The following is a 13,688-nucleotide window of genomic DNA, read 5'->3' on the forward strand; positions in this document are numbered from 1 at the left end:
CCACAGGCTACCATCTCATTGTTCTTCTCCCATCCAGACTATAACTGTCGGTTTTGGATTTGCACCAAATCAGCTTGCGCTCACGGACTTTGAATTGCTTCATCACCGCCGATTGGGAATTTCACCCTACCCCGAAGAACAGATACTTATTAAATTGTTAACTAAATAAAAAACTCCCCAACGAAGTCGATGGGAAGTAGCAATGTATATAAGCGTAGCCAAATAGACCCTTTAAACTCATACGAATTTAAAAAGCTTATACGTTTACCCTTCTCCCATCCAGACTGTAACTGTCGGTTTTGGATTTGCACCAAATCAGCTTGCGCTCACGGACTTTGAATTACTTCATCACCGCCGATTGGGAATTTCACCCTACCCTGAAGGATATGTTCATTTAGTTATTTCTTACGATAACATTATTTCAATAGATTATCCACCTAAAAATATTTTTCGTAACTAAATGAAGTTTAGGCGAAAGATGGAAGGCTGATATCACACTACAATGCATCTTTGTTTAAAGGAAACATACACGAACGGACATGTGTTACGTAAAAAAATAGCTTACCTAAAGATATCATTGTATAACCATTAAGTTTACTATGCCGCTTAATCGGTAAGAAGAAACTTTAATTGGTATAGAGCGTTACTTCCTAGGTGACTACTTTTGATAAGCTTGACATAGAAAAATAGGGATGTTAACGTGAATCATTGTTCCAAGCGTCTTCTGTCTAACGGCAAACTTGATACGAACATAGTCAAATTCCCTCATTGGAGGTTTTTTTATTGTTTACTAGTACACCTACTAAGAAAATTACTATACGGATTATATGCTATTTCCTATTAGTACTGTGCTTTGTGGCTTCCGTTTTTTTCGTTGGTCACAATGAATCCTTGTACGAACGTCCGATTGCTGAAGTTACCAAAACAGTGTTAGAAGATACAACACCTGTCTCAGACATGTACAGCAATGACGATCAATTATTTACACAGCGTATAACTGCAGTGTTGAAAAATGGAGAAGCTAAAGGACAGCTTATTTATTTAACTAATGAATACTCTTCCTCGGCTGCTTTTGATCACGAATATAAGGTCGGAAATAAATTATTCATATCCATTAAGGCAGACACGAAAAACACAGGACAATTAACAGGGACAATTATAGATGTCAAACGCGATTATTACGTTTTAATGGTAGCGTGGATTTTTATTTTTACTTTATTAATTGTTGGCAAAAGAAAAGGTTTATTTTCGATCATTAGTTTGATTGTAAATGCCCTAATTTTATCATTTGCATTGGATTTATATGTCAAGCATTCTAACGTTAATTTGTTAATTGTTAGTGGTGTATGTGTTCTTTTATTTACTGGTGTTTCGTTGATACTTATAAACGGATTAAATGAAAAAACCTATGCTGCAATGCTTGCAACCATTTTAGGAACTTTCATTTCCTTGCTTATAAGCTTTTTCGTAATGTGGATTACATCTGAAAAAGGACTTCGTTATGAGGAAATGCAATTTCTAACTCGACCTTATCACATGGTTTTTATGGCCGGTTTGTTTATTGGAGCCTTAGGAGCTGTTATGGATGTTTCAATTACGATGGCTTCTTCCATGTTTGCACTATATGACCAAGATCCAACTATTTCTGATAAAGCATTAAAAACTTCAGGGCTTGATATTGGTAAAGATATTATGGGAACAATAACGAGTATTTTGTTTTTTGTTTATATTTGTGGTTCCATTCCGATGCTAATTTTATATTTAAAAAATTCTTCTACATTAGGGCTAACACTTTCCATGAATCTTTCATTAGAACTAGCTCGTGCACTGTCAGGCGGGATTGGCGTAGTTTTAACAATTCCCATCAGTCTTTACACTTCTATGATTTTCATTAAACGAAAGAGGGTAAATCGATGAATGTATTAGTATGGCTAACGGCCATTTTATTTATATTAATGATTGCTATCGGTGGAAAAAAAGGGGTTCGCTCTTTTATTTCTTTATTTTTAAACTTCGGGGTACTCTTTGTAACGATTTTCTTAATGACCAACCCTAATAACAGCCCAATTGTCTTAACGTTTATTGCCTGTACAATCATTAGCTGGATTAGTTTATTTTATATCAATGAAAAGAACAGCAAAACAGTTACCGCCTTTATTTCAACAATGATTACTATTGTAATCCTGCTATTTTTTATAGTTTTTGTCACCGAAAAGTCGATGATCCAAGGATTTGGAGAAGAATCAACAGAGGAAATTAGTATCTTTTCACTTTATATTGGTGTTAACTTTGTTCAAGTTGGCGCTGCTGTAATCATCATGAGTACAATAGGTGCCATTTTAGATGTCGCCATATCCATCGCCTCGTCGATGCACGAAATTTTCCATCACAACCCGCTCATTAGCAGAAAAAAACTATTCACTTCAGGTGTAAGCATTGGGAAGGATATTTTAGGAACAGACACAAATACTTTATTTTTTGCTTTCTTTGGTGGCTATTTAGGTCTTTTAATATGGTTTAAAGATTTAAACTACTCAATTGGCGATATTATCAATTCTAAAGTGTTCAGTACGGAGCTTATTACAATTTTTTGTGCAGGCATTGGTATAGCAGCCATTATCCCTATTGCAGCCTCCGTCAATGCCTATTATTTAGTCAAATCACGAGAAAAAGAAAGTGCCAGTCACTCAAAGTGACTGGCACTAGTAATTGTCTTCCCCACCGTTTGACCGCTCGACTCGATTTACTATGCTTATTTAATTTTTATGATATTTCTTTGCAGATATCCAATAGTGTGAAAACATTACGATTAAAGTAATCCATATGAAAGTAATGAACATATTGCCATATAAATGCGAATCGATTGAACCCGTTATTAATACCATCACGGCATGTTGACTCATTCCAGCAGGATTTACTAAATCAATTATAGGATGTAAACCACTGATTATTTTAAACATAAGCAAGCAAACAATACTTATTAAAGCGATAACACCCTGCCCAGTAAAAATGGTACTAATCATCGAAGTAAACGAAATCATAAAAAGAACCCATAATTGATAGAAAATAATTGCAAGAACCATATCTCGAAATGGGATATGACTAAACAAAAAATTTACATATACATAAGATACAATGTATCCAAGTGTCACACTAATCGCTACAATGGAGAAATTCGAAAAAATTTTACCACCAATATAGGAACCTACTTTTACAGGTCTTGTTAAAATAAAGTCAAGCATCCCATTTGCTTTATCTGACTGAATAATACCCATCATTGCAATCACAATAATCATAATCCCTAACTGATCGAATTGGGATCCAAGTGTTGCAGCCATTACTTGCGCTCCATCCTGCTGAAGCATCGAAGGATCAATCGTAATGCCTTGATTTCCCCCAAGTGCTGCTAAAATGGTTGGTAAATAATATGTGACTACTGGTTGCGTAGCCCCTAAAAACATAAAAGCAAGCGGTAACCATATCACTTTAAAATCACGAAACATTTGCACATATTCTTTTTTTGTTAAAACATATATAGGCGTCATACGCTCACCACCATTTTTAAAAAGATGTCCTCTAACGTCTCACTGCTTCCAACTTCGAATCGAACAATATCTAATTTGTTTTCCAAAGTGTCACGCATTAACATATCTTTATTTTTCTGCACATTTTCGAGCGTTACCTTCATTCTTTTTCCGTTTGCTTCTACATGTTTTACATACGGAAGTTTTTCTACTATTTGAACAGAAAGCATATTTTCCGATGCTATTTCAAGATGTACAACCTCTTCACTATTGTGAGTTAATAATTTATCTATTGTCGTATCCATTATTTTCTCACCTTGTTTCATGATGACAAACCGTTCACAAATTTCTTCAGCATCGCCTAAAATATGCGTTGATAATAAAATAGTCGTTTCATGTTTAATTTCTTGGATTAAATTCAAAACCTCTCTCCTTCCTATTGGATCTAATGCCGAAACAGGCTCATCCATAACAATAAAAGATGGTTTATGTAAAAGCGTTTGAGCAATGCCTAATCTCTGCTTCATTCCCCCAGAAAATGTTTGAACTTTCTCATTCTGTTCGTTTATTAATCCTACTTTTGTTAATATAGCAGGTACTTCCTCAATAAGTTTTTCTTTAGTTATACCTGATAACTGTCCCATAAAAAAGAGTGTCTCTTTGGCAGTCATCCAGTGGAAGAAATCAGGGTATTGAGGAAGATAGCCAACCTCTCTTTTCATGTTTGAAATTTTTTTCCCATCGAGCAGTACCTCGCCTTTATCCGCATATAAGATGTCTGCAATAATTTTAATTAGCGTAGACTTTCCAGCACCGTTTGGGCCTATAAGTCCTACACATTGTCCAGTTTCAACTACCATAGAAAAGTTATGAACGGCTGTCTTTGTTTTAAAGTTTTTTGTTACACCTTTAATTTCTAGCTTCATTAAGCTTCGCTCCTTTTCGTCCAATAGTGAAATATAAAATGGGCCCAATTGTATTGAAAAATAAAATAACAATTGTCCATAAAAGAACATTTGCCCTTTCCTTCCGATGCCTATACAAATCAAATAGTGCAATTAGGATAAGAATGAGACCTACCACCATGAACGGTAAAGCTATCTGTAATACTGCTAACCAATCTACATCTCCCAATTCATTTAATCCATAGTGAAGTTTCATGTAATTTTCTCCTCTCAACTTACATTATCATTACTGATAATGATAACAATAACACACAATTTTTGGAATTGCACCTGTTTATTGCTTTATTTTTATATACATTATCATTACTGATAATATCATCGGTACTGATAATACGATTTCACTGTGTATTTAGTGGTCTAAACTTTTAGTACTTTCCATTCTTCTCAACTATGTATTTTTCAGCGCCATGACTACTTTCAAAAACTAGATCTCCTACAAAAATTGCTTGTTATCTATTTCTTTTTTTGCGTATTCATGTCATCATGAACGAATGATTACACTTATATAAAACATACATCTAAATAACGATGTTAAATCTTAAAGGAGAATAGATACAATGAAACATATCATATTTGATTTTGATGGTACACTTGCAGATTCCACTGCTGTACTCGCCTCTGTATGGAACACCATTGCAAAAGAATACGATTTTAAAGAAGTACAACTAGAGGACATTGATTCACTAAAAAAAATATCAATTACCGAACGCAGTAAATTATTTAACTTTCCACTACACAAACTACCAATTATACTTCCTCAATTTTATCGTTTATACCAACAGTCCATAAAAGATGTTCACCTTTTTCGTGGGATGAAAGATGTCTTAAAGGCAATTGAAAACAAGGGTTATACAATCGCAATTATCTCTTCTAATTCGAAGGACAATATTTCAGAGTTTTTAAAGGTAAATGATATTAATCATGTTTCTGAAGTACTATGCTCTAGCCGTATTTTTGGGAAAGATAGAGTGATTAAAAAGTATATAAAAGAAACAAATATCAAAAAATCAGACGTCTTATATGTTGGAGATGAGCAGCGTGATATTGTTGCCTGTAAAAAAGTAGGAATACCAATTATTTGGGTTGGTTGGGGTTATGATGCAATTGAGGTTATTCAATCAGAGAAGCCTGATTATAAAGTATTTTCTCCAGCAGAAATATTAACTATCATTTAAGCAATGAATACATTTCTCATGTCCTCAGGCTCGAAAAAAAAAGACACTTTCATCAGTGTCTCAGAGTAAAACAGAAATACAGAGAAGGTTGATTTGCTCCAAAATAACACTTTTGAGCTAGCCTTACATCAACCTCTTTTTTTTACTATGGGGCTAGCTTTTTATAAGTTCTTTGTATTTTTCGGATGTTCTTATTTCAATAGTAAGAAAATCTTTACCGTACGTTGCCTTAATTAAAAAAGGCACATCACTTGTGTTTTGAAACCTAAAATCTAATCCGCCATAGGATACCGTTGCATCTCTGCCCTTTGGAACGTAGCCAACATCTAATGAATGATGATGTCGCTCGACGAATTTTATAGGTAATTGATCGACTGCATTAAACAACGTTGAGGAAGTTTGGCATATACCCCCACCGATGCCCATAACAAGTTTTTTATTAATAATTTCAGGTGCGGGCTGATAGCCGTTTTTTTCATCTCTCGGTCCAACAACCGTATTAAAAGAAAAAGTATCCCCGCTCCCAACAATGACATTATTGATCGCCTTTGCTGACAGTTCGATATTTTTGTTTCTTCCTACATCTGAGGAGCTGAAGTATGTTGTATACGATGCGACCACAACATCCTCTAAATACGGTATGTCTTCTAGATAATAGCCACTTTCAGTAATATACAGTGGCATTTCTACTTTGCCCCCTGTTACAGATGCAGCTAGTACCCTTTCAACCAATTCACTTTCTTTTAAAATCACCAATGGACTTCCTTTAATAACCCGACCATTGTCATCCAATTTGTCGAGCACCATGCGCTTATCTAAACCAACTACTGTTTCTGTTCCTCTTGCTAACTGTTGTGCTAATTGTTCAATTTTCTTTTTATACGATTCAGGGTCTGTTTCATAGCCTAGTTCCTGTGGTGATATGATGTGGATGATTTCCAAAGATTGCGGATCAACAATTTCAACTACTATAGGTCCAGCTTCCTGCTCCTTGTCCTCCGTGTAGGTCACTGGCTGCTTTACATCGTCAATGTCAATTTGTTCGTTCTCTAATGATTCTTGACAGCCAGCCAAAGCAATAGTACTTCCTAAACAAAATACAGCTATCCAGCTCTTCAATAATAAACACCTACCTCTACCTTACTTACAGCAACATCTTATTCGACTAGTAAGGATAGTGTGTTTCTTTTCATGCATTTTTATTGGTAATTGCTTAAATAATTGTATATAAACTATGCGGAACTAGGCTTGTAACTAATCAAAAGTGGTGTAATTTTTATTCATTTTACATAATTTAACCAATTAGAAAACTCTCTATGTACAAAATTTCCCAACTCTAGCATAGTGCATTGGCACTTGTGGCATTAAAAAGTGTTTTTTATCTGTTTCAATATTTTTGTATGTTATTCTTCGATTTTTTTACAAACGCCATCTACTGCAATTTCCTCTATTTAAAATCTAGCACTTTTTCTTTGATCATTTGTAAACAACTTGCATAAAGTCCCCTATTTCTACTATATAGGAAAAGTCAACGAACAAAGTTATGGTTAGGACTATTAACATTCGTAATAATGCGGAAGCTTGTAGTAAAATAAATTACATCATTATCCTAAATTTCGAAAAGGAGGTAGAAAAGATGCCTACTACACTATTATCTTCTAAATTAACGATTCCTCTCAATGCACCTGATTTAATTGAACGAAAACAAGTATTTGATCTTTTACGACTTCATACTTATAAAAAAGTAACGATTTTACGTGCTCCAGCGGGCTATGGGAAAACAACTGTCCTAAGCAGCTGGTTTAAAAATAGTAAGGAAGCTGTAGCTTGGGTTTCTCTTGATGCTGCTGAAAATGATCCGATACGTTATTGGACTTACGTTGTGCATGCCGTTGCAAAAGCTTATCAGTGCAATATAGACCAAGTACTTGCTCCACTATTACATGCTCAAGACCTAGCGACACTTGAATTTTTTATCAATTCATTTTTGGAAGAACTCCATGCTTTCGCAAAACCAATACATATTGTATTAGATGATTATCATGTAATTGATAATCCCGCAATTCATCAACTTATGACGCAGTTCATAGAATACTTACCCTGTGAGGCACATATATATATTGCGACTCGGACAACCCTTGCACTCCCTACCGCTAAGTGGCGTGTTAAACAATGGCTACAAGAATTTAATGCAGATCATTTACGCTTTACGTTGCAAGAAACTAAGCAATTTTTTTCTTACAAACATGCAACACCACTAAATCAACAACATTTACAAAATGTTTTAGACAAAACGGAAGGATGGGTGGCTGGATTATTGTTAACGCGCTTGGCAAATGAACAACAAATAGACCCAATCGATAATATAGCGCAGCCGTTTATTTCTGAGTTTCTATGGCAAGAAATTATTCAAAATCTTCCGTCTACAACACAAAAATTTCTCATACAGACATCTTTACTGCATGAGCTAGAACCTGCTATATGTGACCAGCTTACAAAGCAATCAAATAGCCTTGAATTGTTAGAAAATTTAGAAGCAAAAGGTCTATTTATCATTCGTCTGCAATCAAAAAAGCCTGTTTTCCGATACCATCATTTATTTGCGGAAGCTTTACAATTAGAACTAAACAAACAATATTCAGTTCAGCAAGTACAATTGATTGTCCAAGAAGTTGCTCATTCTATTTACAAGCAGGGAAATTATAATTCTGCCATCGAGCTAGCACTTAAATATGAACAATATGAACAAGCAGCTTCATGGATAACAGAACATCTTGTACAGCTCTACGCTTCTGGACAAACGACAACATACATGCGCTGGCTACACCAACTTCGGAGTGCACATTATATCGTTCCATATGAAATGCTTGTTATCGGTTTCCTAACTTCTATTACAACAATGGATACAAAAATAGCTACTTCCCTTATGGAGGAGCTTGAAATACGACAACATGTAGAACATTGGATGGATCAAGAAGAGCATGCTGCGATGGCGTATATATATGAAAGTGCTAAAGCATATGCAATTGTCGCTTCTGGTGGGAATTTACAGTTAGTTGAAGAAATTATGCGCAATCTGCTCGCAAAAGGTCCTGCTCCTTCTCGTTGGGATAACGTGCCGATTCCTTATAATATTTTTGAATACAAACTGTCTCGTACTAGTATCGGCTCAAAAGGGAAACTTCAAATAATGGAAGATGGCGAAGCTGTTGGTAAACTTTTTCGAGAAACATCGTTACAAACTGCAAATGTTACAGCTTTTAGCTATGGGGTTGCTGCTGAATCATTATATGAACGAAGTTTAATAGAATACGCTCAAAAGGAGCTTGAAATCGCCATCGGTTTAGGTCATCATCATCAAGATCCTGGTTTATTTGTTCCTATGTATTTATTAAAAGCAAAAATTTACACCCATCAACAACAAGCAACTACAGCACGTGCGATGCTAGCACAAGTATTAGAAGATGTTTCAGAAAAACATTGGCGAACTTCCATTCAAATTATGCAAGCTTATTTTTTTATAGTTGATGGAGATAGTCAAAATGCAGAGATGCTATTGCAGGCAACGAAAACGAAACAACCATTTTGGCAGCTCGTTTATGCTCGTTTACTGTTATTAAAGGGCGAGCTAAACGATGCATTATCTATTGTCATTCAAGTGAAAACGAAGGCTCAGCAAGATGAGCAAATCGCAACGATTATAGAAGCAACAGTGCTAGAGGCTATTTGCCAGCATCGTTTAGGAAACACTTCTATCGCATTAGATATTTTACATGAAGTGTTACAATTAGCAGCAAAATATTATTATGTTCGGACGTTATTAGATGAGAAGGAGCTACTCCCCCTTCTAGAGCAATATTTTCAATTAGAGTCGTATGCATTAAAATGGAATCCTTACCCTGATTATTATTTCAATTATCTTCAAAGTTGCATAACGAATGGAGTTCGTAACGAAATATTAACACCACGTGAAAAGGAATTGCTCAATCTTTTAGCCAATGGTGTTACCAATCGAGAAATTGCAAAGCTGTTGAATTTATCAGATGGAACCGTTCGCGTTTATTTATCTACTATTTATCAAAAACTAGGCGTCAAATCCCGTACGCAGGCAATCCTCCACTCAAAAAAGGAAATATGAAAACGGGATCTATAATTACTAGAACCACTTTAAAACAAGCAAATGCCATCTTTTTAGTATCAATCCGAAATGTTGCCTTAATTGGTAATAGTTTAACGGAAGGTTGTCCAGGAGTGTCTTTCTCGAATATATTAAAGGAAAAGTTCCAAGCATTACATTTACTAATGTCGTCAAATCGGGCGAGACCGTTTGTGTGCTCGTTTAACTATTAGCTACTAATGTTGATCTTGCTTTTCTCTTTATTGGGGTCAATGATGTTTATTCTAAATTGCTAAATGGTGCTGGCATTGTTGCAAACGATTATGCAATGATGATAAATAAGAAGCAAACTAGTTAATGTAAATTAATGAATATTAGACAAAAAAAGAACTGCTCCCCATATGTTGGAACAGTTCTTTTTTATTATTTTTGTATAAACATTTGAGACCAGTAGTTGCCATCTTGCACAAATCCTACACCGATATGTGTAAAGTTTTTGTTTAAGATGTTCGCTCGGTGTCCTTCACTATTCATCCAAGCATTGACAACCTCAGTCGCTGACTTTTGACCTTTAGCAATATTTTCACCAGCTGATTTATACGTAATACCAAAGTTTTTCATCATTGTAAATGGTGTGCCATATGTTGGACTTGTATGGTCGAAATAGTTTTTATCATGCATGTCTTGAGATTTATATTTTGCTACTCTTGAAAGCTCCCAATCTTCTTTTAATGCTGGAAGACCCGCTTTTGTACGTTCTGCATTGACTAGCTTAACGACTTCTTGTTCTACAGATGCTTGCTCATTTGTTGGAATATTAATTTTTTGCCCTATGTTTATTTGATCAGGATTTGCTAGTTGAGGATTTGCATCAATTAGCTCCTGTACGCCTGTTTGAGTATTTACGGCAATTTTCCAAAGAGAATCACCTGCTACTACTGTATATGAATCAGCTGCCATTGCGCTGATTGGTACTAATAATGAAACCGATAATACGGATGCCATTGCGACTTTTTTTACTTTTTTAAACATGTTATTCATTCCTTCCTGTTTTGCTCTATATTCATGGTAAATAGTTTTGCAACATAATTCATCACTAAATATTTGGAAGGATTTTTACAGTTGTATTACATCTGAAATAATTAACGAACAGATTGCCAGATTTACGGTCTTTTTTCTCAACTTTTTAGTAATAAATTTGAAATATAGTTGTAACAGGAATATATTACTACGATATTTTCAGCAGCATCATTCCCTTTTTATTCATTAAAAATCCAATAACTAGAAAATAAATTGTTTGAGTGCCTGTCACTGTATGTATTCAGAATTGTTTGGGTGCCTGACACCGCAACTATTCAGAATTGTTTGAGTGCCTGCCACTTTATTGATGTATCTTCTACGAAGGTCGCTGTATTAAATAAAAACAAAATATTTTCTATCCCGTTTTCAGCCATATACTTCGATATATTCCCGTTATAGTAGCGCAAGTCAATTACATGAATTTCAGAAATATGATTTGTCAAAAACGGAATGACGCTATGGGCATATGAGTCTTTGATAACTAACAGTTTCTGTTGATTAATTTGTTGTGTATCGAGCTTTGTCGTAAGCTTCATAAGCGCATGGACTCCACCTAGGAAATATGAATATTGATCCTTTTTCTGTAGAAAGCTTGAATCATACATTGATGTATAGGTTTGATCAGAATCTGCAATATACATCTCTGTCTCTACTTTCTTACGTGGCGTATACACTTGCAATTGATCAGGCGTGACAACATTAAATTGACTGCGAGTATGATAGCTGCCGAGAAATGTGTTGCTAATGGTTTTAATTAAAAAATCACTTTGCGAAAGCGGTTGCCACCCCATTTGCTTCGCATATGCGACATATGCTAAATAGGCTCCATATGTCGTCCAGTGATGGTCTGTACGATAGTAAATTGATTCAGAAGCATGTGGCTCCAAAAAATTAAAACCATTGATAAACGTGACCTTATTGTGCAACTGCCCTTCTATTAATTGATTGACTTTCTTTTGAGGATACGTTGGTGCTAGCCACGGTAAGCGCTCAGGATAAAGTCCAACAGATGTTGGTGCAAGCATAAAAGTCATGTTTACTTTTGGATGATTGAGAGCAAATTGCTTCACTGCCTCTACGTTTTGTTGCACTTGCGTATCATCAGGTTTTGTAAACTTGTCGAATAAATAGCCATCTTTTCCGTTATAGATGCCATTATTCTCTTGTTGTAAACGTCCTTTTTCCGTGGCTGATTTCATCCACAACCATTTGTCACGAAATGGGAAATGGTCTGTGACGAAACGCTCCGCTTCCTCTGCATATTTTTTCGATATTATATTATCCCATGTTAAATGGGGTGCTGCTTGTAAATATCTATTTTCCAATTCGGAGAAGCGATGATGAGGCAAAATGAAAAACAGTAGCGTGAAGAACAACATTGTACCGATAAAACTAAAAACTAATAGCCGCTCTGCTTTTTGCTTCATACTGATCTACCTCCTTAAAAGCGAAAATATAAAAATGGATTAAACGTCGCGTCGACTAAATAAGCTACAGAAAGAAAATACAATATGCCATACCAAGCAATATGCAGTAAGGATAACTCACTCGTTTTCTTCCATAATTTCATCGGTATTGAAGCCATAATTAGCACTAGAAGGAGCACGATATTCGTATAAAAATAGTACCCAGTGTCATTATTCCAAAGGGATTGTCCATTGAATCCGAACATGGCCGCCAAATAGTTTCCTATTAACGACGGTTGCTCGAAGGCAAACAGCACCCATCCAATTAAAATTAGGAAGATGGCATACAAATGTCTTGTCCACCGTGGTAGGCGAGAAAGTAAAGTTAAACCCCACCATTTTTCAACAATAAGAATAACTCCGAAATACAACCCCCACCATATAAAATTCCAACTGGCCCCATGCCAAAAACCTGTTAATAGCCAAACGATTAAAATATTGCGCATTTGAGTGGCTAACCCTTTACGATTGCCACCGAGTGGAATGTAAACATAATCTCGGAACCAGCTACTTAATGAGATATGCCACCTTCTCCAAAAGTCCGTAATGCTTTGAGCAATATACGGCTTGTTAAAATTTTCATTGAATCGAAAACCAAACATTAATCCAAGTCCTATAGCCATATCAGAATATCCGCTAAAATCAAAATAAATTTGAAAGGCGAAAGCAATAATGCCTAACCAAGCTGTTAACATTGGCATCGTTTCTACATTTGAGCTAGAAATTGTGTCCCAAAGTAAGCCTATGTTATTAGCTAATAGCACCTTTTTAGCTAAGCCAATAATAAAGCGTCGCACACCTTCTGCAAACATACTAATACTTTCTGCACGATGCTGCAGTTGTTGGGCAATTGTATTATAAGTCACGATTGGGCCAGCCACTAATTGGGGGAACAGAGCCACAAATGTACCGAAATCAATCCAGTTCCGCTGTGCTTTTGCTGTTCCCCTGTAGACGTCTATAATATAAGACATGGATTGGAACGTATAAAAGGAGATACCGATTGGCAAAGGAAGTTCTGTTAACGGGATATCCGTACCAAGTAATGTATTTATATTGTGAATTAGAAAATCTGCATATTTAAAATAAGATAACAGCATTAAATTCACAATAATGGAGCATAGAACAATGCCCTTTCTTTTTACTGACGACATGTTTGGCTTATCTAATAACAAACCGAAACTATAATCCGTCAGTGTAGACACTAGCATAATCACGATATAAACTGGTTCGCCCCATGCATAAAAAATTAAACTCATAATAAATAAAATGAAATTTTTAATTTTTCTTGGCGAGCAATAATAAAGCATTAGCACTATTGGCAAAAATACGAATAGAAAGAGCAGGCTACTAAATACCAT

11 protein-coding genes and 2 riboswitches are annotated in these 13,688 nt (G+C 35.4%); of the genes, 4 read left to right on the forward strand and 7 right to left on the reverse strand.

Annotation, left to right across the window (positions count from 1 at the left end; genetic code table 11):
- Positions 1-17 precede the first annotated feature (17 nt).
- Positions 18-143, reverse strand: a riboswitch (FMN riboswitch).
- Positions 144-263: 120 nt separating this feature from the next.
- Positions 264-389, reverse strand: a riboswitch (FMN riboswitch).
- A gap of 394 nt (positions 390-783) precedes the next feature.
- Both ACIQ1H_RS09635 and ACIQ1H_RS09640 read left to right on the forward strand, forming a co-directional pair.
- Positions 784-1,917 carry a YibE/F family protein gene (locus ACIQ1H_RS09635; protein ID WP_402888384.1) on the forward strand — a complete coding sequence of 378 codons (1,134 nt, stop codon included), beginning with the start codon at positions 784-786 and terminating at the stop codon, positions 1,915-1,917.
- Positions 1,914-2,696, forward strand: a complete 783-nt coding sequence (locus ACIQ1H_RS09640) for a YibE/F family protein (RefSeq protein WP_402888385.1) — start codon at positions 1,914-1,916, stop codon at positions 2,694-2,696. Before ACIQ1H_RS09635 ends, ACIQ1H_RS09640 begins: the two co-directional genes overlap by 4 nt.
- Before the next feature lie 60 nt (positions 2,697-2,756).
- Here ACIQ1H_RS09640 and ACIQ1H_RS09645 read toward each other — a convergent pair whose 3' ends face one another.
- The 3 genes from ACIQ1H_RS09645 to ACIQ1H_RS09655 are packed head-to-tail and all read right to left on the reverse strand — an operon-like array spanning position 2,757 to position 4,685.
- On the reverse strand, positions 2,757-3,545 hold the full coding sequence (locus tag ACIQ1H_RS09645) for an ABC transporter permease (RefSeq protein ID WP_402888387.1): 789 nt from the start codon (positions 3,543-3,545) through the stop codon (positions 2,757-2,759).
- Positions 3,542-4,450, reverse strand: coding sequence for an ABC transporter ATP-binding protein (locus ACIQ1H_RS09650; RefSeq protein WP_402888389.1), 909 nt, complete (start codon positions 4,448-4,450; stop codon positions 3,542-3,544). The genes ACIQ1H_RS09645 and ACIQ1H_RS09650 overlap by 4 nt, the downstream gene beginning before the upstream one ends.
- On the reverse strand, positions 4,434-4,685 hold the full coding sequence (locus tag ACIQ1H_RS09655) for a PLD nuclease N-terminal domain-containing protein (protein ID WP_402888391.1): 252 nt from the start codon (positions 4,683-4,685) through the stop codon (positions 4,434-4,436). Before ACIQ1H_RS09655 ends, ACIQ1H_RS09650 begins: the two co-directional genes overlap by 17 nt.
- Positions 4,686-5,046: 361 nt before the next feature.
- Between ACIQ1H_RS09655 and ACIQ1H_RS09660 the strand changes: the two genes are divergently transcribed.
- A complete protein-coding gene (locus ACIQ1H_RS09660; protein ID WP_402888393.1) occupies positions 5,047-5,664 on the forward strand; it encodes an HAD-IA family hydrolase in 618 nt (205 codons plus the stop codon).
- A gap of 153 nt (positions 5,665-5,817) precedes the next feature.
- On the opposite strand, the gene ACIQ1H_RS09665 is transcribed toward ACIQ1H_RS09660, so the two are convergent.
- Complete coding sequence (locus tag ACIQ1H_RS09665) at positions 5,818-6,783, reverse strand: VanW family protein (RefSeq protein ID WP_402888395.1); 966 nt, start codon at positions 6,781-6,783, stop codon at positions 5,818-5,820.
- A gap of 517 nt (positions 6,784-7,300) precedes the next feature.
- Here ACIQ1H_RS09665 and ACIQ1H_RS09670 point away from each other — a divergent pair.
- The gene (locus tag ACIQ1H_RS09670; protein WP_402888397.1) at positions 7,301-9,802 is read left to right on the forward strand and encodes a winged helix-turn-helix domain-containing protein; all 2,502 of its coding nucleotides are present in this window, start codon (positions 7,301-7,303) and stop codon (positions 9,800-9,802) included.
- Between the two features lie 402 nt (positions 9,803-10,204).
- Here ACIQ1H_RS09670 and ACIQ1H_RS09675 read toward each other — a convergent pair whose 3' ends face one another.
- The 3 genes from ACIQ1H_RS09675 to ACIQ1H_RS09685 form a co-directional block, all read right to left on the reverse strand.
- Positions 10,205-10,813 carry a CAP domain-containing protein gene (locus ACIQ1H_RS09675; RefSeq protein ID WP_402888398.1) on the reverse strand — a complete coding sequence of 203 codons (609 nt, stop codon included), beginning with the start codon at positions 10,811-10,813 and terminating at the stop codon, positions 10,205-10,207.
- A gap of 323 nt (positions 10,814-11,136) precedes the next feature.
- A complete protein-coding gene (locus tag ACIQ1H_RS09680) occupies positions 11,137-12,288 on the reverse strand; it encodes a DHHW family protein (RefSeq protein ID WP_402888400.1) in 1,152 nt (383 codons plus the stop codon).
- 14 nt (positions 12,289-12,302) lie between these two features.
- Positions 12,303-13,688, reverse strand: coding sequence for an MBOAT family O-acyltransferase (locus tag ACIQ1H_RS09685; protein ID WP_402888402.1), 1,386 nt, complete (start codon positions 13,686-13,688; stop codon positions 12,303-12,305).

This window comes from Lysinibacillus sp. NPDC097279 (genome assembly GCF_044761745.1).
Taxonomy (GTDB): domain Bacteria; phylum Bacillota; class Bacilli; order Bacillales_A; family Planococcaceae; genus Lysinibacillus.

Bases quoted from the DNA above. Each gene is read 5' to 3' on its own strand.
- ACIQ1H_RS09645 (WP_402888387.1), bottom strand. From the start codon at position 3,545: ATGACGCCTATATATGTTTTAACAAAAAAAGAATATGTGCAAATGTTT.
- ACIQ1H_RS09660 (WP_402888393.1), top strand. From the start codon at position 5,047: ATGAAACATATCATATTTGATTTTGATGGTACACTTGCAGATTCCACT.
- ACIQ1H_RS09685 (WP_402888402.1), bottom strand. From the start codon at position 13,688: ATGGTATTTAGTAGCCTGCTCTTTCTATTCGTATTTTTGCCAATAGTG.
- ACIQ1H_RS09670 (WP_402888397.1), top strand. From the start codon at position 7,301: ATGCCTACTACACTATTATCTTCTAAATTAACGATTCCTCTCAATGCA.
- ACIQ1H_RS09650 (WP_402888389.1), bottom strand. From the start codon at position 4,450: ATGAAGCTAGAAATTAAAGGTGTAACAAAAAACTTTAAAACAAAGACA.
- ACIQ1H_RS09640 (WP_402888385.1), top strand. From the start codon at position 1,914: ATGAATGTATTAGTATGGCTAACGGCCATTTTATTTATATTAATGATT.
- ACIQ1H_RS09680 (WP_402888400.1), bottom strand. From the start codon at position 12,288: ATGAAGCAAAAAGCAGAGCGGCTATTAGTTTTTAGTTTTATCGGTACA.
- ACIQ1H_RS09675 (WP_402888398.1), bottom strand. From the start codon at position 10,813: ATGTTTAAAAAAGTAAAAAAAGTCGCAATGGCATCCGTATTATCGGTT.
- ACIQ1H_RS09655 (WP_402888391.1), bottom strand. From the start codon at position 4,685: ATGAAACTTCACTATGGATTAAATGAATTGGGAGATGTAGATTGGTTA.